Consider the following 22,630-nt stretch of genomic DNA (forward strand, 5'->3'; position numbering starts at 1 on the left):
TCTTTTTTTGAGGTCTTCATACTGACTAGTCAGTTCAAATAATTAAGATGGAAGCGATGGTGAACCCTATGGATTGGAGAACGGTTAATGAATTGATCCCTTTATCTTATTTTAAAGAAATGCGTGCCTCCTCCCCCGTATCGTATAAAAAGGAATACGATGCCTGGGACGTTTTCAAATACGAAGACGTCAAAGCGATTTTTTCCGATCACGAGCATTTTTCTTCGCAAGGTGCAGAAATGATGAAAGATCCGATTGAGGCGAGTGTTCTAAGACAAGATCCACCCAAACATCGGCAATTGCGGATGCTCGTTTCTCAAGCTTTTGTGCCTCGGGTCATCGAAGGGTTGACGCCTAAGATTGAGGCCATAGCAAATGCGTTATGTGACCAAATCGAAGCAAGAGGAAAGATGGATGGGCTTCATGATTTTGCAAGTCCGCTGCCGATTATTGTTATTGCCGAAATGCTCGGTATTCCTCAGGAAGATCGAGAGCGTTTCAAAGAGTGGTCAGATGCGCTGGTAGGAAACAACTCCGAGCGATATTATCAATGCCAACAAGAGATGAGTGTTTACTTTTCCGCAATAGCGGATCAGAGACGCCTTGAACCGCAGGATGATCTGATTAGTCGTCTCGTCCGCGTGAAGGCAGATGGCGAACAATTAAGCGATCTCGAAGTGATCGGCTTCTGCATCCTGCTGCTTGTCGCAGGAAATGAAACCACAACCAACCTGATTTCCTCGGCACTGCTCCTCATCGATAGCCATGCAGATGTCAAAGAGCAGCTTTTGGCGGATCGCTCCTTGGTTCCACAGGCTCTGGAGGAAGTTCTTCGTTACTGTTCACCTGTTCAAACGATGATTCGAACGGTAAAAAAGACCACAGTTCTACGCGAGCAAACACTAACTCCCGGACAAATGGTCAACATCTGGATTGGCTCCGCCAACCATGACGAAGACACTTTTGAGCGTCCGGACATCTTCGACATCCACCGGAATCCTAATCCCCATCTTGCTTTCGGTCATGGCATACACTTCTGCTTAGGAGCACAATTAGCTCGTTTGGAAAGTAAAATTGCTATTCAAACGCTGCTTAAACGATTCCCAGAGTTCCACCTCGATCGCTCCCATGTGTTAGAGAGGATCGATAGTTGGATGATGTTTGGCATCAAACAGATGCCTATTATTTTACGGAAATCATAGAAATTGTGTTCACAATGGTTAGTTAAGAATAGAAAGATAAAAAATTCATCCCTCGAACTATGCTATTCAACAGAAAAAATCTTAATTTGATGCTGTCGGCTTTTTCTACCATATCTTTTAAACCCACCGTTACAGCACATGAAGGATAAAAGAATGTATCGTCGTATTTTATCTTTTTCCAAGCAGTATGGAAGGTCTAAATACATGCTGTGCAGCAGGCCACCGAGATTATCACCGGCAGCCTGCTTGATCTTTGTTATAAAGCTATCGTTTTAGGCCGAAAAACTAGTCCCATACCTTTGGACGTTCAATTCCAGCTGTTCTCATATCCTCGCAACTGGTAAGCATAACTCCAAAATGTGATTTTAGAGTCGTTCAGGCAGCTTCATAAGGGTAGATAGGCTATAGCGTTTACTAATGTTGTATTTTCTGCAACAATTCACACGCCAAAAGACTATTTTGCAACTTGAAGTTGTACTTTGTACAACTTTTCCAGCCCATTTGTTGCGAAATGGCCTGTATCGGATCAAATTGTTGTACATTATGCAACAACTAAGCGAGAGAGGCGAGATTTAGGCAGCAATTGTTGTACTTTATACAACATCATTCAACCGGCAACCTCAAGTGAGCATATATGGCGACGGTTTCCGATTTGAGAGACCTTCATGTAAAGCGAGATTGGATGAATGAATCGACGGTCTCGACTGTCCAACATCTTTTCCGTTAGCCATCCAAGCACCTCGCAGTTGACGGGTGGTCTAGTCATTCAGCGGACGTTTGAAGTACGCAATCACTTTGCCTCCAACTGGAACAACGGTTACAAGTTCCCAGCCGTATCGCCCCCAATGTCCCAGAGCATCGTCCAAATTCCAGCTGTACAGCTGACCGTCTGCTGCGGGCTTTAGTCCATCTCCGATTGAAGTATCTGTCGCGTACTCGAACTGCTGACTAGGGAAGGATTGTAATTGCGGTTGAGGCATTCGTTCCTCCCTTAAATCCCAGCGAATTCGGGTTGAAGCATCCGAGAGTGCGGCAATAATGGCCTCCCGTTCCGTAACTTCAAGTGCCAGCAGCCTCGGTGCTCTTGGTATGAAGAACGAGCGGTGCGAATGATAGACCTGCAGCACCAACGTACCCAGCTCTTCACCTTCCGCTGTCTTCACGACATACCATACACAGCGTTCCCTTTCTTCAGGCGGTCCCCAGTTCTCAATGGAATCCTTTAAGTTGAATCCGCCCCTGATGATGAATCCATCAGCGGCAAGCCGCTCTGTGATCGGCGCCATAAATTTTTGAATCCACGCGCCATAGGCGCGATCACCGAACTTCTTGAACATGTCGGTCAGTTCATCCTTCTCTTCGTCATAGACGGCTTTCCACGCATGGGATAAAATATCCCCAGCGGTACGGGCAATGGACTCAATTGTGGTCGTTTGCATGCTTATGCACTCCTCTTCATTTAATCTAACAGTGATAAATAATAATATAATACCGTTAGATTAAACTCTTGTGTTATACTTGTCAAGAGATAAAATGAAAGGTGACCTGACATGGCAAGAAGACGAATTCATCCCTTAACGACAGATGAGGCCACGAATCGGAGTGAGCCGCTTCACACACCTCTCGATCGTGCCCGGATTGTCGGGATTATGCTGGAACTGCTGAAAGCCGAGGGCTTGGATGGCATCAGCATGCGCAAAATCGCCGACTCACTAGGCGTGAAAGCCTCATCTTTGTATTACCATGTAAAGGACAAAGAACAGCTGCTTCATCTCTTGGCAGAAGAGATCAGCACCAAGATTGATTTTCCCGATACCGCTTTGGATTGGAAAATGCAGCTGCGCCTCTGGTCGATGAGCTTCCGCCTAAGTCTGCTGCAATACCCAGACGCTGTGCACATCATGAACGCGACGCATGCGGCAAGTCCTAACCGTTTGGCCCATATCGAATTTCTATTTCGTGCGCTCGTCGAAGCTGGATTTAAGGATGACCAAGTGCCGTGGCTTGCAGCCATGCTCAAGAACTTCATCTACGGCTTCGTCGATGAAGAATGCCGATTGCGGGATCGTGCGAAGTTTTCGGAGGATAACCAGAAAGAATCGAAGACAAGATTCAAAGAAATTGAGGCATTGGCTAAGGAGCGATACCCCCACTTTATCCGCCTAGCCGCTTATACGACTTCTGTGAATTGGGAGGAAGAGTTTTCGTTCGGGTTGGATGTGTTGCTTGCTGGTTTCGTTGATAAGCTTGCAAGCGTCTAACACTAGTTATTATATACAAGAGTGACTGTTCCGAACGTATAAAGTCCGGAACAGCCACTCGATCCCTGAGTTCCACCTCGATCGCTCCCATGTGTTGGAGAGGATCAACAGCTGGATGATGTTTGGTACTCTTAGCAATTCTGATTTACCAGTTCAAAATGAAGTCATACATTTGTCTTGTTGAAGTGCTTAATTACAACATTTTCAAAGATCGCGGTGCCGCCTTCAGAAAAAAGGGTAATTCCTTGATCGTTTAATTCCGGGAAAATTTCATTGGAAAAAACGATGGTTCCATCATCCACAAAGACCTCAACGCTTGTTTTATCGAGAAGAATCTTCAAGTGAACGTTCTTCTTACTCACATCAAAAGGTGCCCTACTTTCAACATATTTACCACTCTTGTCGGGCTGCCCTGTAAAAGCTCTATTGACATAAGAGTACCCTCCCTCTGCAAAAACACCTACATCTACATGACGGTTTTTGTCTGTTGATTCTCGAAGTCTTAATCCTACATTTTTGATCTCTGACCACGATATATCTGTCTCAAGCTGGTACGCATTGCCTGTTACATGAAGAGTTTTAGAGCCATTAACCTCTATTTGTTTCAACGAATCCGTTGTATTTGTCAATTGATTCAATGCTTCAATGGGTTGTGAAACCAAACGATACTTATCGCCATCATGTTTTAAGTTAATTTGACGAACAATCGAATCCGTTCCATTAAACCCTTCTTGAAGGGTTGGCGTACTATGGGGATAATCCCAATTATTCATCCAAGCCATAGCATACCGATGATTGTATTTATCGCTGTCTTTCCCTTCTTCAAACGTAACAGCACCATACCAATCAAAGCCGTAATCTAACCACTGAGGGTTACTTTGATCAGGGAAAAACTCCTTTCCATTAAAATGTCCTGTCCAATAGGCGTAAGTGTTTGGTTGACCTGCCGACTTTCCATTTGCGCTGACACCAAGTATCCATTTATAGATCCCATCATTTTTCTCTCCACAATTTGTAGTTTAAAGCAAAGGAAAAGTTAAGAACATGTCGTACATTGATAGATTTACAGGCTTATATTGATTCAACTAGACCAGCCAATTATTTCTGCTCAGCCTTTTTCCAGGACTTTTGGAACTCCTGAAGCAATTGATCGCGGTTAAGCTGTTTGCCTACATAGGCTTGCATGGCATAGCCGAACTCTTCTCTTGCCCTCGAAGGAAATTTAAACCAGTTCCAGGACAACGTTTTCTTCTCCTTTGTGTAACGAATAATATCGTTCACGAGCGGTCCTGAACGGTCCGTCTCTATATTTTTAAACGCAGAAATAAAATGGAATTGGTCCTTCATAAACATTTTGCCTTGTTCCGATGAAACCATCCAGTTTAAGAATTTCTTGGCTTCTTTCTTTTTCTCCGGCGAAGATTCTTTATTTACAACCCAGTTATTGGATACTCCCACCGGTAAGGCATCATTTCTGGCATCATCATTAATTGGAATGGGTAAGAAACCGATGCTCATATTCGGCGTTATTTGATCAATCTTAGATTGAGCCCAATTCCCTTGTTTAAGGATCGCAGCTTTGCCGGTTGCAAACAAAGAGACTTCGGTATTATAGTCTGTCGTCAGAAAATCTTTATTGCCATATTGAACGGTCAAATCCAGCATTCGAGTCAGATCTTCGAACTTTTTGTTCCCTTCGATGGTTTGCGTCCCGTCGTTCAAAGCTTGAATAAAAGCGTCCGGATCGTCCTGCTGAGCAAAAGCAATATTCAACATGAGAATGAAAAACCAACTATCTGAATATCCGACTGCAAAAGGGGTAATACCTGCGGAATGCAGCTTTTCCGCCGCTGCCTTTAATTCGGAGAGCGTTTTTGGCAATGTTTTGATACCGGCCTTTGCGAATAAATCCTTATTATAGATAAAGCCGTAGCCTTCCAAATTTACAGGCATCCCGTAAATTTTCCCGTCCATCTTCATCGGCTCAAGGGCCTCATCAACCACATTTCCCACCCACGGCTGATCGGATAAATCCTCCAGATACCTTTTCCAGACTACCGCTTCTTCATAACCGCCGTTAGGGAAGATATCGGGACCTTTATTTGCTGCAAATCTTGCTTTCAATTCAGCAAGGTAGTTTGCCCCTCCGCCAAAGGTCAAAATATTCAGTTTAACATTCGGATTTTCCTTCTCGTATTCCTTTACCATCTGCTCGAACTCGGTGGAAATTTCCACTTTAGGATTAAGCACTTCCAAAGTGATGCTCTGATCTGGACTTCTTGTATCTATTTCCTTCATCGAACGATTGTCCGCCCCGCAAGAAGAAAGCGCTAGGGTTAGCAACCCGGCTAAAAGGCATTGAAAAACCTTGATTATCATGATTCCCCCTCGTTACATTTACAACTTTTTTGAAGCAATCCCACTTCCGTTATTTCCCGTTTTCCCTCCTCATTCCGATATTCAAGAGGTGTCTTGCCAACAATTCGTTTAAACAATTTCGAAAAGTAAGTTTCATCCTGGTACCCGAGCTTTAATGCAATCGAGTACATTTTCTCGTCCGTTTGGCTTAACCATTGTTTAGCTTGTTTTATTCTTAATTGAATAACGTAGTTGGATAGGGTCATCCCTATTTCTTGCTTGAAGCGTCGTGAGATATGTTCGCGGCTCAGAAAGAATCGGATTGACAGTTTGTCCAAACTTAACTCTTGCATATAATGTTCATTTACAAAAGCAACAATGTCATGCATACGCCTGGCATCATCCAAATCCGTCAAACGATGTATGGCTCTGAAGTTTTGCTCTGCCAATGCCCTTTGGGCAGACTGAAAAGATTGCGGGAGTTCTTTAAGCGATGTCATTGGAGAGCCGCTAACCAAACGAACGGGAATATCAATGTGCTGGGTAATCCATTCCTCTATCGGAAAGAATTGGCCGTGAACAGAAAGTATCACACAGACATTAGGGTCGTTCTGAAGAGCATAGGCATTCCCCCATTCCCGAGTAACCAGCTCATCCGTCAAATGCTGGAGGTAGGGATCCAAATGATGGGTTTGGTAAAAATAAATTAATGTAAGATCGTATGCGTCCGCTTGCGGAAGAGACATGGCAATTTCGTCGGAATCAAAAAGTTCCCCATTACATGCAGAGGTAACCCCCCTGTTTAAGAGAAGTTTCTTAGCCTCTTCATAGACGCCATGCTCTACATGGCTGCGTTCTTCCTCTTCTTTTTTCCAGGTTTCTACCGCTCCCGCAAGTGTTTCGTTTAGCATTTCTTTTTCGATAGGCTTCAACAAATAATCGAAGCTGCCGTGCTTAATCGCTTTACGCATGAAGGAATAGTCGTCAAACCCTGTAATCAAAATCACTTTTCCCGGATAGGAATTGGCATCCAACCACTCAATCAACTCAATCCCGTTCTTTTTGGGCATTTTCACGTCTGTCATGATGATTTCCGGACTTTCCAGATCAATCAACGCTTTTGCCTCTTCACCATTTCTCGCTTCCAAAATGTCGGTAATCCCATGTTTCTGCCACTGTCCCATAAAACGAATAATTTTCCTTACATTGGTCTCATCATCCACGATAAGAGCTTTCATTACATCAATCCTCCTTGAGGTAGATTGGAATCACCAGCTGCACGGAAAACCCTTGTCCCTGCATCGAATCAAGTAATATTCCTGCTGTCGGATCATAATTAAGAACCAAGCGGTCATGGATGTTTTTCAAGCCGATATGCTGAGGCGAGTAGTTTCCTTCGTATACCGGCGTGTAGACTTTATTTTTTAGTGCCGTCAGCTCATCATTCGTCAAACTGCGGCCGTTATTTTCCACAACCAGATTCAAATATTCACCTCGCAATTCACCGTAAATACGCAAGTGGGCTTGTTCGAACCCCTCTTCATAACAGTGTTTAAAGAAGTTTTCAGCGAGCGGCTGCAAAATCATACTCGGAACTGAAATATCAAGAATGTCCTCGGGTATGTCGATGGAATAGCTAAAATCAGTTTGAAAACGCTCCTCTTGAAGGTTCAAATACGCTCTTACATAATCCACCTCACTCCGAACTGTGGCCTTTTGATCTACACGAATGGAGTACCGCATCATTTTGGACAGGGAAACTACCAATTCGTATACTCTAGGAGATTCGCTCAATAAGGCAACCGCTCCAATGGATTGTAGGGAATTGTATAAAAAGTGAGGATTAATCTGGGACTTTAGCGCCCTGTGCTGGTTCTTCCTGTTCTCAATCTCCAGCTTGTACTCACGGTCGATGTGCCGATTGATCCGGTTCATCATGTCCTTGATATGCCTCTCCAGATTGCCGATTTCATCTTCTCTCTTATCGTCAAACGGAGCATTCATGTTCCCTCCTTCAATGCTCAGTACTTTCCGGCTAAGCAGCTTGATCGGACGAGTAATCTTATATGATATGATGGCTATCATGATTAAGCCCAGAACTCCCACGATTACACCGACGATGATGTTCGTGTAGGCGGTTTTTCTCACGTCATTAAATAAAAATTTGCTCGAGGTTATCTTAACAAAGTGCCATTGATTTAACGGCTCCGACAACGTTTTGGAAAAGATAATATCGCCATTCGCAAACTGTGCCCCTGCAGCCGACTGATTGATTTTCTTTTCTAATTCTGCCGGAACGGCCATGCCAATCATGGCTGCATCACTTGCATAGATGACATGACCGTCCGAATCGGAAAGCAATACGGATTCTTTATCTTTTTGGATAAAATGATTGGAGATGCGAGCAAATTTGTCTAAATCGATGTCTATCGTGATGATGCCCAGAAATTCTTTCGAAAGGGCGTCCAAGATTTTGTGATGGATCGTCAATACCATCGTTTTATCCGATTCGGGCATAATGGATGTGTTGTTATAATTTTCAATCTGATGAGGCGGTTCGATTAAAAAGTTCGAATCCGAGTTTAATAATTTCTGAATATCGGCATTTTTCAATAAATCCGGCTGCCGCTTGCGGGCGCTAATCATCGCATTATAAACCGTAAACGAGTTTTTTCCTTCTTCGATGTATAACCGAACCTGCCTAATTTCGTTCCTCATCAGATAAAAGGTTGTCATACCTTTATAGATTTCAAGCTGGTTGAAATAAAGGGAACTATCGAAGCCTTTTTCGAAAATCATGAACAAGTCGGGATTTCGGTATAAAATATATGGAAGATTAACGATGTCATCAAAGTATTGCTCCAGGTCTTCGGACGCCTGCCCAATTTGCTCGCGGCTGTTCTCAAGCTCATGCCGTTCCACATTCTCTTTCGTTTGCCTATAAATCAATAGCATGGACAGAAAATACGGTAGGATAATAAAAACAAGCAGCATGATCAATAAACGGCTTTGAATGCTCTTCACAAAAATACTCCTTTTATTTAAAATCACCTTACTATTATTCTAACCTCTTAGCATTGTGATTTGTTTCACCAATATCTGTAAAGGATTCGGTCTTTGATAAAAAAATCAGTCCGTAGAAATGTTTCAATCAAAAAGGGGCTGTCCCAAAAGTTCATTATGAACTGGGACAGCCCTTTTGTTTCGACTATAATAGAAAGCCACCCCGAACTCTATTTAGCGGAACGTAGGGCCGCTATTTCGGGAAATATGCGAATAAAATCGTATAAGAGGAACGTGAGAGCGCTATTTGATCAAAAGGGGCGATTCGGAGACAAAAAACCGTGAAATAACGCCTCCTCGTTCCTCTTCCTCATCATTTCTGGTGTTTTTCAACCAAATAACGCCTCAACGTTCTCCTTCCTACCTTCCGGCCGATGCTCGGGCTGCTCCTCCACAACAGTTCCGTCATTCTGACGAATCCACGTATCGAACCGGCGCTCCCCTTCCTTCAGTCGAATGACTCTCGCTCCTGTAGGCACTAGGTCGTGACGCACACCATCCACGTAGCTTACATATCTCGTAGAACGTCCGTAGCAAAGACGAATACCATGAAGCGTTCCCCAAAAATCATTGCCGTGGTCGTGACCGACGAACGTCCCCATGACATCACCCATCTCCACCATTGCTGCGAACATACCTGAATTAATAGCAGGAGAAGAGCAGCAAGAGTCATAACGATGCCCGTAGCATATTTGAAAATCCCACACGTCATTGTACTCCGGCAAGGGAATGTGGAAGAAGGCGAGCGCAGGCAGCGGTTGATCATCGCTTCCCCTTGTCAGCTCTCGCGACTTGCCCACATACCAGTTGATTTGATCTCTGCGAATCCAGTCATATCCGCCTACCCGATCGCCGATTGAGGAGTAGTCACCGCTATCCACGAAGTATAGCGCCGCAGCCGTGTCATCGTTCTTGCCTGCCACAGTGACGACAAAGTTCCCGGCCCCGTTAACGCCTTCTGGATCCGGTTCCGCCACGCAATATTCATGCTGCAATTGCAGCTCATGCATCGTTTTCCTCGGCACTTCGCCTTCCGAGTCGTGATTGCCGAACACGGCCGCCCATGGCGTGCAGCTCATCTCTGCTGCATCAACGGCTTGGCGGAACGAATGAATCGGATCTCTCGCCCGGTTACTCGCGATTACATCACCGGCAAATACAATGAGATCGGGCTTCTCGGCTTCGATGATTCGTTCCATAAGCGCTCTTGTCTCTGAATCATACTTCGGTGTTTCCGGGTCATAATCAAATTCGTCGAGAAATTCCACATCGGAAAATTGTACGATGACAAACGTTCCATCGTCTCGGAATTTTAATCGTTTTTTCATCATCAACCTCACCTATGCTCCGTCATATGTAAACTCTCTCATATTAACCACTCTTCGATCAACCCTAGACCGCTCCGCAGCAAATGCCATTAGGTGGCTTTGCACCGATTGAGCTGCTGAAGTTAACCCATTTCCTTGCCCACCCTGCTGAACCAGCTTCACAAAATCGCGGATCAGGCCGAAGTCACCGCCTCCGTGACCAATGTGCCCTCCCGGATTTTCAAGTGAGATTTGCTTTGTCGTGCCTGTTTCAAAATCAATCACTTCAATCTCGTTCTTCTCCATAGCGGCGCGAATTTCGCCTTTCGTTCCCATCAGCTTGAGGGTTCGACTGCAGTCATTCGTAAATGCGCTCATCGTAAAAGCAGCCGTCACTTCGTTAGCAAACTCCAAATTGACCACTTGATGGTCAACGACATCATTATCACAATGGTAGACACATCTTCCATACGGGCCCTCTTGCAGCGCTTTCGTGCGGGCTTCTAAGCTAGGATCATCGCTGATCGCAGAAGTAGGCCATTCTATATCGTCCGTAAGATACACTTTAGGCGCATAGTATAAACATTGATCCGAGACAGGGCATCCGTCCAAACATCGCTGCGGAGTTCCCTCCGGGGCATTCTCCTTTTTAAAATGAGACAACGATCCGAAAGATGAAACATTGGTGCAATCCGCCCCTGCCAGCCAAAGGATAATATCCATGTCATGACAGGATTTGGCCAAAATCATCGGACTCGATTCGGCGGTTTTGCGCCAATTGCCTCTGACAAAGCTGTGCGCCTGATGCCAATACGCGACATTCTCATTATGTACTATGGACATGAGCTGGCCAATCGCTCCCTCGTTCAACAACCTTTTGATTGTTCCGAAGAAATCGGTATAGCGAAGAACATGACAAATCGAAAATACTCGCCCATATTGTTCCGAACGCTCACCCATACGGATACATTCCAGCGGATCGGGAGACATCGGTTTTTCGAGCAGTACGTGATATCCCGCTTCCAACGCTTTCATCGTCGGTTCATAGTGCATGTTGTCCTGCGTACAAATAAGCACGGCATCCGCCAGTTGAGGTCCTGCCAATAAATCCTCCCAGCTCTCAAAACACATCTCATCAGCTAATCCATGCAGCAATTTAAACTTCTGGCTTCTCTGTTGGTTCGGTTCTGCAACGGCAACTACCTGCAGCTCATCCGGATGTTCCAGCGCATACCCCATATAATTGACGCCTCTTTGTCCAGCTCCGATTAATGCAATTGTTATTTTCCCCATTGTCTATCCCGCCTTATTGTTATTCCTTCACACTGCCTACTGTCATACCTTTGATAAAATATCGTTGCACAAACGGGTAAACCATAAGAATCGGCAGCGCACCCATGAAAATCTGTGCAGTACGCAGCGTTTTCTCGCTGAGATTCTCCAGCTGTTTGAGCTGCTCGACATTGACGGACTGCATTTGTGCGTTCATGGCTGTTATTAAGGTGGAAAGGTACGTTTGCAGCGGATATTTGTCCGGTGAGTTCATATAAAGGATGCCATCAAACCAAGAATTCCAGTGTCCTATTATCGTAAAAAGCCCAATGGTTGCAATCGCTGGCAACGATACAGGCAAATATATTTTCCACAGCAGCGTCCAATGGTTAGCCCCGTCGATCGTAGCCGCCTCTTCCATTTCTTTCGGAATGCCTCGGAAGAAGTTCAGCATCATAATCATATTCCATACATTGAGTGCTCCAGGCAAAATAAGCGCCCAGATCGTATTAATCAGCCCGGTCGATTTCACGATCATATACGTCGGAATAAGTCCTCCGCCCAAAAAAATCGTAACCGCAAAAAACCACACATACACAGTTCGGGAGCGAAACTGCTCCGTTTCTTTGGCAAGCGGATAGGCAGTAATGAAAACCAGAAACATGTTGATTGCCGTTCCAAGCACGACCCTTTCCACCGAAACACGCAGAGACCTAATAAACTCCACCTTATGTCCGAGATAAACGTAAGCATCGAGTGTAAATCCGATCGGCAAAAGCTTAACTTCGCCGGCCATTGCCGCCGTATTGGAACTTAACGATACAGCCAACAGGTGAATGAACGGCACAATCCCAATAATTGTTATGAATGTCAGTACCAAAGCATTCATCACGACGAAAAGCTTTCTGCTTAGCGATGGTTTATAAACCATATGAAATCCCCCAGCCGTCTAAAATATTCGGTAATTGCTGAATTTGTACGCAAGGTAATACGATAACGACACCAAACCGACGGAAATGCCTGACTTAAACAACCCCACTGCCGCTGCAGGCGCAAACTGTTGGCTGAATAGACCGAGCCTGTAAGTGAACGTGTCAATAATATCAGCACCCTGATAAACGGTTGGATTATACATGATCAAAATTTGATCAAATCCTGCGTTCAATACATTACCCAGACTTAATGTGCTCATTAGAATAATGATGGGCATCATTCCCGGCAATGTGATATGAATCATTTGTTTCCATTTGCCAGCGCCATCTACTTCTGCAGCCTCATAAAGACTTGCGTTGATGCCAGTGATGGCAGCCAGAAAAATGATCATATTATAGCCCATACCTTTCCAAACATCCGAACCGACCATGATGGCTCGAAACCAATTGTTGCTCCCCATGAACATAATCGGTTCCAGACCAAAGCTTGAAATCAGGTCGTTAATCGGTCCTCTCAAAGAAAATAACTCAAGAATGACCCCGCCCAACACGGTCCACGCGAGAAAAAACGGTAAAAAAATGCTCGTCTGGATCATTCGCTGAAACCATTTCTTCGTAATCTCATTCAGTAGAAGCGCCAATACGAGTGGAACGAGCAAGGAAAATACAATTTTCAAAGATGAAATGAGTATCGTATTCCACATGACCTGATGAAAGTCCGGCAGATTGAATACATATTTAAAGTTTTTGAACCCGACCCATTTCGATTTAAAAAAACCAAGCACGGGTTCAAACTTTTGAAAAGCCATCACGACTCCCAGTATAGGGCCGTAAGCATATACAAGTGTTACCAACACGCCAGGCAGCAGCATCAGATGCAGCGGCATCTCTGTTTTTATTCTCAACTGTGAAGCCTCCAATCGCATACAAATTCAAACGTTCCCTTTTAAAAAAATGGGGGAGAGATTGTAAGAAACTCCTCTCCCCCGTTCTATGGTTCACCTTACTTTACGGCATTCTTCGTGTACCACTCGTTGACTTCCTTCGTAATATCGTCTCCGCCAAGCTTCTTCCAGCTCTCTACGTATTTGTCGAATTCGCTTATTGGTGCGCCCATAATGATTTTTGTATACGTTTCGTCGAGAAGTTTATCCAGCTGCGCCCCCTTCTCGACCTGTGTTTCCGTTGGAACACCGTAGAACTCGTTAAAGAACACTTGTTTGCTGTCACGAATTTGGCGCGTTATGCCCCAACCGCCATTTTTGGCTGCACGGCTGTAGTATTGACCCCAGTTGGAGCCTTTGGTTGCGTTCGTCGTATCGCCTGCAAGGAACTCTTTGGTTGCCTTGAATACGTCCGCGACATTTTTATAATTATCATCGTTGAGCGTAATCGCTTCTTGTTTGGCATCCAAAGCCTTGTTAACCTCTGTATAGATGGTTTCAATTTGAGCAGGGTTGTAGATTCTAGGCACGAACCAATTGTAAACATACCCGTTTTCCGCTTTGTTTTTCTCCAGATACTGTTTTTTGCCCATTTCGAGGTAGAAGTTAATCATCTTAATCGCAGTTTCCGGATTTTTCGCTTTTTTATTTACAGCAATAATGTGGCTCATCCGCACCTTGCCCACCATCGATTTCCCAGGCTGACCATCCAGCGATGGAATTTGATAAGCTTCCCACTCCGCATTTGGATCCTTATCCTTGTTAATATTGAGCGGCCAGTTCGGGTACCACCATTCACCGTACGAAATACCGACTCTACCGGCAACGATATCTTCCACAACCTTGTTCTCGTCTTTCAGCGCAAATTCCTTATCAATAAGCCCTTTTTGATACCAGGACTGCAGCTTGGCCAAAGCATTTTTCGTTTCAGGCTGGATTTCACCCGCTGCAAGCTTGCCGTCTTTCCCTTTAATCCAAGCTTTTGGAGCCGTACCATAGCCGTTAAAAACACCCCGCGCATCAAATCCCCAACCAATGAGGGCTTTCTGCATCGCAATGCCATACCGATCATTTTTACCGGTTTTGCCAGGGTCATTTTTGACAAAGGCATCGGCTATTTTTTCCAGATCGTCAATGGTTTTCGGAGGCTGCAGGTTGAGATTGTTCAGCCAATCCTTCCGAATCCACAATAGCTGTGTCGATAAATACGGATCCTCGAAACCAGGAATACCCAAGAGCTTGCCATCGGTTGTTGTGGTCTTCATAGCAAACCCGCCATCCACCTGCATATAATTCTTCAAAGCGGGAGATGCGTATTTAGTATAAGCATCCGTCAAATCTGCAAGCATGCCCTGACTTTTCAATTTCTCAAATTGCAGCGCATCCAAATCCAAGATGTCAGGCAAATCTGCGGAAGCAACAGCAAGGGAAAACTTTTGCTCGTATTGTTCGGTGGGTACGCTCCACAAATATTTTAGATCAATATTCAGCATTTCTTTCAAATCTTTCAGATAAGCATTCTGATCGGGCGTAATTCCCTTTGGCGTTTTCGGGTCTTCCGGAGGACGGAAGCCCAGCACTTCGGTAACGGTGACCGGTTGAGCGTATTTCCCCAACGGATCTACGGTTTCATTCTTTTGGGTATTGGCAGTTTGCTGCGGCGTACTTGTAGAGCTTGAAGCGCTTTCATTTTTAGTACTGCAAGCCGCTAACGATGTAACCATCAGTGTAGTCATGAGAACAGAACTGACCAGCTTTCTTTTCATGTTTTACCCCCCATATTTTCGCGAATTGAGAACTAATGTTGTTAACGATCTATGGTAAAGGCTCGAGCTTTACACTTTTATTGTAATGCCGGGGGGCGAATACCCGCTATAATAAACTATTTACATCGTTCTGTTTTGTTTACTTCCTCGTTTTATGAATGATTGCATCCCTAAATTCCTGTGGTGACATCTCTTTCATTTTCCGAAAAAATGCCGTGAAGTAGGAAGGAGATTCAAATCCCAATTTCAAAGCAATTTCATTGATTTTCACCTGCATGTCCTCAAGCATGTTCACCGCTGCTTCCGCTTTGGCTGTATTGATGTAGTCGGAAAGATTCCTCCCTGTAAGCTGCTTATAGAAACGTGAAAGATACGAAGGATTAAAATAGACCACTTCAGCGATTCTCGCAAGGGAAAGATCTCCACCCAAGTTTTCGTTAATAAACCTGTGAATGCGCTCAACTAACAAATTCTCGCCCTTGTCAACTTGCTCTTTTTTCTCCATGCATATCTGTTTGCCGAGCTCTAAATAAAAGGCTTCCGTAGTTAGCCAGTCACCGGGAATGTCCATCATAGCAAAATTTTCGAAATGACTATGTTCCTTGATGTTTTCCGTAATGTTTTGCCCATTGATATAGGCTAAGAAAACAAGCACAAACATATAGTACCTTTCTAGACCGACAAGGTAGTTTTGAGCTATTTCATCTTTCAAGCTGTTGATCAAATCCCTGCTGACGATTTCAGCTTGCTGCACGTCCCCTTCATCCAGCCTTTTTTCAAGCAATCGCAGTTTTTTGCTGAACTCATCCGAGTAAGCGGAAACCTTCGCAGGTTCTACTTTGAAAAATTCGTTCGTCATGCCGAGGTCCATGATCGTCATTTTGAGCCCAGAAGCGGATCTTTTCTTCATCATCGCTTTCATAAGTTCAAATTCCTTATGGATGCTGTCCCATTCGACTGCTCCCCTGGAAATGATGAAAGAAACGTCCATTTGAAGCAGATCGCGGCACGCATTTTGAACCGATTCGAGTATTCCTTTCAAATAGGTGACAAGGCCTCCCCAATCGATGGCATCGTCTTCACTTCGAAACCTGTCCGTATCCGAATTCAGCTGAATGAACCAAACAATGGTCGAATTTTCATACACAATATCTTCATTTATCATCGAGGAAGGCAAGTATTGCTCAACTAAGTTCCTAACGGAGTACAGCGTGTTTCGTTTATTGGCGTACGACATGCCTTCCGGCCAACAGTCCATTTTGCCAACAAGGATCAATACAGGGGCATCACCCTTCAGCTTTAATGCTTGTCCCGCAAATAGGTCTTCGGATAAAAGATCGGTTACATTTTCGCCTAAAAGTAATGCTTCGAACATTTCCTTATTCAATAGCGGTGCCATGACCAGCATTTGCTTCCGGGCCTTATCCACAAGATCATGGTTCGTGAGCTCATCCTCTATTTTCGATAACGCATTGGTAACTGCACCGATGACAACCTTGTCTTCTTCCGTTTTCAAAATATAGCTTTCCACATTTTTTTGAATGGCCGTGTACACATAATCAAACTCGTTGTGCCCCGTCAAAAAAATAATTTTGCAGGAAGGCCAATAAAATAAGATCTCATCCATCAACTGCAAACCGTTCTTCTCCGGCATGCGAATATCGCTGAGAACGACATCAATCTTCGTTTTTTTGATAATTTCAATCGCCTCAAACGCGGAGTAAGCCTTGCAGATGTCGAGATCGAACTCCTCTCTTTCCTGAAACATCTGGACAAGTCCTTCGACAATTGCCGGCTCGTCGTCAACAATTAATAGTCTATGCATCGCTGCCGCCTCCATAATTGAATTGAATGATGATTTCTGCTTTAAGACCTCCATATTCACTTCGGGATACGAATAGCCCGCTGTGCTCGCCATATTTCAGCCGGATTCGATTACAAACATTGATGATGCCTGTCTTCTCAAGCACATTGAAGGAATTCGCAAGATTTTCTCCCAGAGAATGAATCTGCTCTTCCGTGATTTTATTTCCATCATCTTCCACACATATGCACAATCTATGATTCTCACACGTAACTTTGATATGGATACTGCCGCCTTTGCGTTCGTTCTCAAAAGCATGCTCAAATGTGTTTTCGATAATAGGCTGCAGAATCAGTCGCGGTACCATGAGATGTTTGCACGCATCGGGAATTTCATCCGCTATGACTTGAATCCGATTGGAGAACCTAATACGTTGGATTTCCACATAATCCATGGCATGTCGATATTCCTTGGCGAACGGTACTTCATCCTCTCCGCTTCTTGTAACAAACTGATAATAACTGCCCAGCTTCTGAGCAAATGTGGCAACTGTTTCATAATCTCTAGCCTTACACATCATGTAAATATTGAAAAATCCATTGTAGAGAAAGTGTGGATTGATCTGCGACTGCAACTGCTTTAATTCAGAATGCTGCAGCGCTATTTTCTGTTCATAATTTTGTTGAATCGATTGCTTCAGCTTGTCTATCATCTTGTCAAAGCTTCTATACAGGTAACCGAACTCAATGTCATTTTTCGGCCTTATCGAAATGTTCAGGTTATCCGTTTCCAGCGTTTTGAATGCCGCAATCAACTCTCTCAGCGGATTGTGAATCATCATTTTGACTGAAAATGAAAAAACAAGAATGATGGCCATCGAGACCACAGACATAATGATTAGCCAAACATTGAATTTCTTGAGAGACCCGGTGAGTTCATTTTGATTTACATAAGAATAAAGTGTTAGTCCGAGCGTACTTATTCGGTTGTAGGCGACCCAGTAACTTTGATCTCTGACAGTAAGGACATTGCTATCCAAAGTTTTGTTATTCTGCTCTTTAGAAACGGTATTGTATATACTTTGGACAATGGCATCTTCATGCTTAGGTGATATATCGAAACTAAAGGTTTCATTTGTGAGAACAGCACCGGCATCGCCATAATTTCCTACTAGTTGGTTCAGTGTCTTTTCCAATTTTTTAACGGATAGCTCCAGATAGACGATGACACTTGAATTATTTGCAAACTCGATAAAAAACAATCGGCCATTGCTGTAGTATAAGGATGGTTTGGGCGAATAATTAAAAAATTGTTCAATCACCTCATACTCCTGATTCGGCAGCTCGGTGATTCCGCTTTGCGTAGAGATCGTTCTACCAAATGATTTCAAATATACCCCGGTATTGAGCAAATACTCACTGGAGTTCTGGATGGTGGCCAATCGTTCCTTTACTCTTTTTACAAGTTGGATTTCTTCAAAGTCATCAAGTGTACCTGATAAAAAGTTTAGCTTCTGAAGATCGGAATCGTTGATGACCTGCAACTGCTGGTTTCGGATGAAAGAGATTTGGTCATCTAACTGGTTCGAGTAAAATTGCACTTTGGACTGGATTGAATTCGAAAATTCCTGTTTGATAAATGATTGCCCCATCATATTCATCAACAGATTTACCAGGTAGACAGGAATAATCAATGCGGTGAACACGATAATGACTTTTTGAAAAACGTACAATTTGGGCAGCTTTGTTGGTTTTTTCACATTTCCTCCCGGTTGGACACTTCATATTTCGATCATCTCTCATCATACCAAAAATTTTTATGGAAGCGTCTACCTTATATGCTAAATAAAAAAAGAATGCTGGACCCCAATGAAGCGGTCTTGCATTCTTGACTTTTAAGACCCCGTACTCAGTCTTCCAACGAAAACTCCCGTATATAAGTTTCCTCTTCCCATAGCTGCTCCAGTTCGGCTTCTTGACTCCACTGAATCGTGAATAGCCAGCCCTTGTCATAGGGGGATTCGTGAATCAGCATTACCGCTCTTTCCAGCAGCCGATTAACTGCTGTTATTTGACCGGATAAAGGGACTAGGAGATCGTGTTCGTCATCCGCCACAGTCTCAACAGAGCCAATGAATTCCCCTCTTCTCACATGCGTATCCTGATCTGGGAGCTCGATAAAAACAATCATACCCAGCTCGCTAATGCCGTACTCCGTTAACCCGACAACCGCTTTTTCCCCATCCAGCCGAATCCAGTAGTGATCTCTTGTATATTTTAGTTGTACTGACAGTGACACGCCCAATTCCTCCAAGCCTAAGGAAAAGCTCCTCCGCCCGCATTCGCATGAGGGCAAGAGGAGCTTCGTCATCTTGATATCAAACTTATTTTACAACCAGGTTTTTGTCGCCTGGTTTCCAGTTCATTGGGCACAATCCACCGGATTGAAGCGCTTGAAGCACACGAAGTGTTTCTTCTACGCTGCGGCCTACGTCGTTGTGGTTAACAACTTCGTATTTCAATTCGCCTTCTGGATCGATGATGAACAGACCGCGAAGCGCGATACCTTCTTCTTCGATCAGAACGCCGTAGTCACGTGCTACGGATTTCGTGATGTCAGCAGCAAGCGGGAATTCCAATTGGCCAAGACCATTATCATTGATTGGCGTATTGATCCAAGCTTTGTGCGTGTGGATACTGTCGATGGAAACACCAAGAATCTCAGTGTCCAGTTCTTTGAACTGGCTAGCAGCATGACTCAAAGCTGTGATTTCTGTAGGACAAACGAATGTGAAGTCCAATGGGTAGAAGAACAATACTAACCATTTTCCTTTGTAATCAGACAAAGAAACTTTACCAAATTCTTTACCGTCACCTGTAGCTGTCTCCATTGTAAAATCTGGAGCTTGTTTACCAACTAAACGCTCTGCCATGGGTATAATTCCTCCTCAAATCTATCTTATTCGTATAAAATGGTACCATTGGACTAGATGAAAGTCAATAATTAGATCGGATACAACATAATAATTATTATAAAATATGAAGAGCTGATGTACATGAACGATTCCGCTTTCCTATGTACGTATTTAGTTGCCCTGTTCGCCGCGGCATGGCTGATGAAAGTCACTCGATGTCCTATTTCCACGACATCTGCATAAGCGCCATCTCCTAAGATTATACATAGAGTATTAGAACTTCTGGAGGAGTGTGTCGGAATTGTCAAATGAATTTGTTAGTCGTTCGTTGGATGAGATACGATTCTGGTCACGTATTATGAAAGAGCATTCTTTATTTCTGAAGCTGGGATTTCGGTGTGAGGATACGCAATTAATCCAAGAAGCCGATCATTTTTATCATACTTTTGAACAAATAGAAGCCAAATCCCATGCATTCACGGAGCTAACGGATCCTGAGCAAATCAAACGCTTTAACATGGAAGCTCACTTTGCCGCAACCCACATCTGGGCTTTTAAACGAAGGGTTTTGGGTCTCATTATCCAATGTAAACTTCCTGGCGGCAACAATTTGCCTTTATTAGTTGATCATACCAGCAGAGAGGCCAATTATTTTAGAAATCGATTAGAGGAATTGAATGCTGGTCGATTAGAACCGCTGCCCGATGCGATCATTGATGAAAATGTTTTCTTCTTGAGAATAATGGCTGACCATGCGAAGTTCATCGGACATCTTCTTGATCCGTCCGAACGAAAACTCGTTGAGCAAGCACGCAACTTTAGTCAAGATTTCGACCAGCTGCTCTTTCAAGCCATTGATTTAAGCGGAATGCGTCCTGGGTCCCAAACAGAGCCGCTTCTGGGCCAATTCCTTGATCAGAATCGAGTTTCTGTCGTTTCTCTGCGTGATTTCAAAAAAACAGCAAAGGATCTAATCGATGCTTGTCGTATAAAAAGTATCATCCATCCTTTACTTGCTGATCATGTGTTCCGTGAGGCTGAAAGATTCCTATCTATTATTGATATGTTTGAAGCCAGCTTAACGAGAAAATAAGATTAACACTAGATACTCTATCTGTCAGAGGTCGACCTATAAAGAAAGACCTGAGGCTTTGCCTCAGGTCCTTTGTGTGCTAATCCATATGTTTGAGCTTGGGGAGGGAATTGGATATAGGGTTCCAACCGCCCATATCCGCTTTCTCCATGATCATCTTCTTTTCTCTGCAGACCGATTTTGGAAGCTGTCGCAGAGCTAACGAACCGTGCACACGCAATTGTCCTCATCATGCGCATACTCGAATGGCTAACGAATCGCAGACTCGTTACGTTAGCGAAAAAGCGTGATTTGGGGCTGTCTTTCCTGCAGTAGCGTTTTCTCGATTCGTTAGACTATCAAAAGCCCGCTTTTGGGCTTCATAACGTTTTCTGAGTTCGTTAGCGTTTGTCCACAATGAATCGACAGCCGACTTTGCACAATTGCAGAAGTTTTTGAATGGCCACCTTAGAAAGGGGATACCCTTAAGCTCTACCTCGAAACTTATACTTTCTATTATGTCAAAAAAAGCTCGCCCTCCGAAGCCTCGAAGGCCTCGTCGGGCAAGCTTATTTTATTATTTACGCATAGCGTCTACGATCAGTTGGCCCATTGCAAGAGTACCGATTGCTGAACTCTTATCAACAGCGATGTCGCCTGTACGGTGACCCGCATCCAGCACTTCTTTCACTGCACGCTCGATGGAATCCGCCGCTTCGTGGTAACCGAAGGTCAAACGGAACATCAAGGCTACCGAAAGAATGGTTGCGATTGGGTTGGAGATGCCTTGACCTGCAATATCCGGAGCGGAGCCATGTACCGGCTCGTACAAGCCGAAGTTGCCTTCGCCAAGAGAAGCGGATGCCAACATGCCGATGGATCCTGTCAGCATGGCTGCTTCATCACTCAGAATGTCGCCGAACATGTTCTCCGTCACGATGACGTCGAAGCTGGATGGGCGGCGCAGCAATTGCATTGCACAGTTATCAACGAGCACGTGCTCTAGCTCAACATCCGGATAATCAACCGCAATGCGGTTCACAGTTTCGCGCCATAGACGGGAAGTTTCCAGAACGTTCGCTTTGTCTACAGATGCAAGCTTCTTGCGACGTGTTTGTGCAATTTCAAATGCTTGACGAGCAATACGCTCAATTTCAGTAACATTATAAGCGCAAGTATCGACAGCTTCTTGACCATTCGCTGTTTCACGACGGAATTTCTCACCGAAGTAGATACCGCCAGTCAATTCACGAACAACGATCAAGTCCGTTCCTTCCAGCACTTCAGGCTTCAACGTGGAAGCTTCTTTCAAGCAGTCAAAAATGAAAGCTGGACGAATGTTCGAGAAAAGTCCAAGCGCTTTACGAATACCGAGCAGGCCTGTTTCAGGACGAAGCTCTTTGGAATTGTTATCCCATTTCGGTCCGCCAACAGCTCCAAGAAGTACAGCATCTGCCGCTTGGCAAACTTTCAGCGTTTCTTCCGGAAGCGGCGTCCCTTTCTCATCAATCGCAATACCGCCGAATAGGGCGTGTTCTGTTTCAAATTGATAACCGAATAATTCTTCGGTACGTTTCAATACTTTTTCCGCTTCTGCAACGACTTCCGGACCAATACCATCTCCGGCGATTACAGCAATTTTTTTCACATCTGCCATGACTACCATTCACTCCTTAGATTAGCAACCTACTCATGCAAGCATTTGCTATCGTTATATGCTGCATTTATTGTATCA

General features: G+C 44.2%; 17 protein-coding genes and 1 pseudogene. 3 read left to right on the top strand and 15 right to left on the bottom strand.

What is annotated here, in order from left to right; translation table 11 throughout:
• Positions 1–68 precede the first annotated feature (68 nt).
• On the top strand, positions 69–1,202 hold the full coding sequence (locus ACBP55_RS32190) for a cytochrome P450 (protein WP_464647523.1): 1,134 nt from the start codon (positions 69–71) through the stop codon (positions 1,200–1,202).
• Between the two features lie 758 nt (positions 1,203–1,960).
• Here the strand turns inward: ACBP55_RS32190 and ACBP55_RS32195 are convergent.
• A complete protein-coding gene (locus ACBP55_RS32195) occupies positions 1,961–2,641 on the bottom strand; it encodes a DUF6022 family protein (RefSeq protein ID WP_464647525.1) in 681 nt (226 codons plus the stop codon).
• A 111-nt stretch (positions 2,642–2,752) separates the two neighbouring features.
• On the opposite strand from ACBP55_RS32195, the gene ACBP55_RS32200 reads away from it, so the two are divergent.
• Positions 2,753–3,463 carry a TetR/AcrR family transcriptional regulator C-terminal domain-containing protein gene (locus tag ACBP55_RS32200; RefSeq protein WP_464647526.1) on the top strand — a complete coding sequence of 237 codons (711 nt, stop codon included), beginning with the start codon at positions 2,753–2,755 and terminating at the stop codon, positions 3,461–3,463.
• Positions 3,464–3,627: 164 nt separating this feature from the next.
• On the opposite strand, the pseudogene ACBP55_RS32205 reads toward ACBP55_RS32200, so the two are convergent.
• The 13 genes and pseudogenes from ACBP55_RS32205 to ACBP55_RS32265 all read right to left on the bottom strand — a co-directional run.
• Positions 3,628–4,461, bottom strand: a pseudogene (locus tag ACBP55_RS32205) (glycoside hydrolase family 32 protein); the annotation flags it as partial.
• 100 nt (positions 4,462–4,561) lie between these two features.
• On the bottom strand, positions 4,562–5,842 hold the full coding sequence (locus ACBP55_RS32210; protein ID WP_464647528.1) for an ABC transporter substrate-binding protein: 1,281 nt from the start codon (positions 5,840–5,842) through the stop codon (positions 4,562–4,564).
• Entirely contained in the window at positions 5,839–7,059 is a 1,221-nt protein-coding gene (locus ACBP55_RS32215; protein ID WP_464647530.1) for a response regulator transcription factor, read from the bottom strand. Before ACBP55_RS32215 ends, ACBP55_RS32210 begins: the two co-directional genes overlap by 4 nt.
• Before the next feature lie 4 nt (positions 7,060–7,063).
• The gene (locus ACBP55_RS32220; protein WP_464647532.1) at positions 7,064–8,845 is read right to left on the bottom strand and encodes a cache domain-containing sensor histidine kinase; all 1,782 of its coding nucleotides are present in this window, start codon (positions 8,843–8,845) and stop codon (positions 7,064–7,066) included.
• A 368-nt stretch (positions 8,846–9,213) separates the two neighbouring features.
• Entirely contained in the window at positions 9,214–10,212 is a 999-nt protein-coding gene (locus tag ACBP55_RS32225; RefSeq protein ID WP_464653497.1) for a metallophosphoesterase family protein, read from the bottom strand.
• A 12-nt stretch (positions 10,213–10,224) separates the two neighbouring features.
• Positions 10,225–11,484, bottom strand: coding sequence for a Gfo/Idh/MocA family protein (locus ACBP55_RS32230; protein ID WP_464647533.1), 1,260 nt, complete (start codon positions 11,482–11,484; stop codon positions 10,225–10,227).
• 19 nt (positions 11,485–11,503) lie between these two features.
• Positions 11,504–12,394: a carbohydrate ABC transporter permease gene (locus ACBP55_RS32235; protein WP_464647535.1), complete on the bottom strand. Its 891-nt coding sequence runs from the start codon at positions 12,392–12,394 to the stop codon at positions 11,504–11,506.
• A gap of 18 nt (positions 12,395–12,412) precedes the next feature.
• Positions 12,413–13,282 (bottom strand): ABC transporter permease, encoded by an 870-nt coding sequence (locus ACBP55_RS32240; RefSeq protein WP_464653499.1) that lies wholly within the window; start codon positions 13,280–13,282, stop codon positions 12,413–12,415.
• Between the two features lie 116 nt (positions 13,283–13,398).
• A complete protein-coding gene (locus ACBP55_RS32245; protein ID WP_464647537.1) occupies positions 13,399–15,105 on the bottom strand; it encodes an extracellular solute-binding protein in 1,707 nt (568 codons plus the stop codon).
• A 139-nt stretch (positions 15,106–15,244) separates the two neighbouring features.
• Positions 15,245–16,930 (bottom strand): response regulator transcription factor, encoded by a 1,686-nt coding sequence (locus tag ACBP55_RS32250; RefSeq protein ID WP_464647539.1) that lies wholly within the window; start codon positions 16,928–16,930, stop codon positions 15,245–15,247.
• Positions 16,923–18,668 (bottom strand): sensor histidine kinase, encoded by a 1,746-nt coding sequence (locus ACBP55_RS32255; protein ID WP_464647541.1) that lies wholly within the window; start codon positions 18,666–18,668, stop codon positions 16,923–16,925. Before ACBP55_RS32255 ends, ACBP55_RS32250 begins: the two co-directional genes overlap by 8 nt.
• Positions 18,669–18,817: 149 nt before the next feature.
• Positions 18,818–19,207 carry a glycine cleavage system protein H gene (locus ACBP55_RS32260; protein WP_464647543.1) on the bottom strand — a complete coding sequence of 130 codons (390 nt, stop codon included), beginning with the start codon at positions 19,205–19,207 and terminating at the stop codon, positions 18,818–18,820.
• An 85-nt stretch (positions 19,208–19,292) separates the two neighbouring features.
• Complete coding sequence (locus ACBP55_RS32265; RefSeq protein WP_029199224.1) at positions 19,293–19,841, bottom strand: peroxiredoxin; 549 nt, start codon at positions 19,839–19,841, stop codon at positions 19,293–19,295.
• A gap of 283 nt (positions 19,842–20,124) precedes the next feature.
• Between ACBP55_RS32265 and ACBP55_RS32270 the strand changes: the two genes are divergently transcribed.
• Positions 20,125–20,916: a DUF2935 domain-containing protein gene (locus ACBP55_RS32270; RefSeq protein ID WP_464647545.1), complete on the top strand. Its 792-nt coding sequence runs from the start codon at positions 20,125–20,127 to the stop codon at positions 20,914–20,916.
• Between the two features lie 556 nt (positions 20,917–21,472).
• Here the strand turns inward: ACBP55_RS32270 and leuB are convergent.
• A complete protein-coding gene (gene leuB / locus ACBP55_RS32275) occupies positions 21,473–22,552 on the bottom strand; it encodes a 3-isopropylmalate dehydrogenase (RefSeq protein ID WP_464647547.1) in 1,080 nt (359 codons plus the stop codon).
• Positions 22,553–22,630 lie beyond the last annotated feature (78 nt).

This window comes from Paenibacillus sp. WG02 (genome assembly GCF_055396115.1).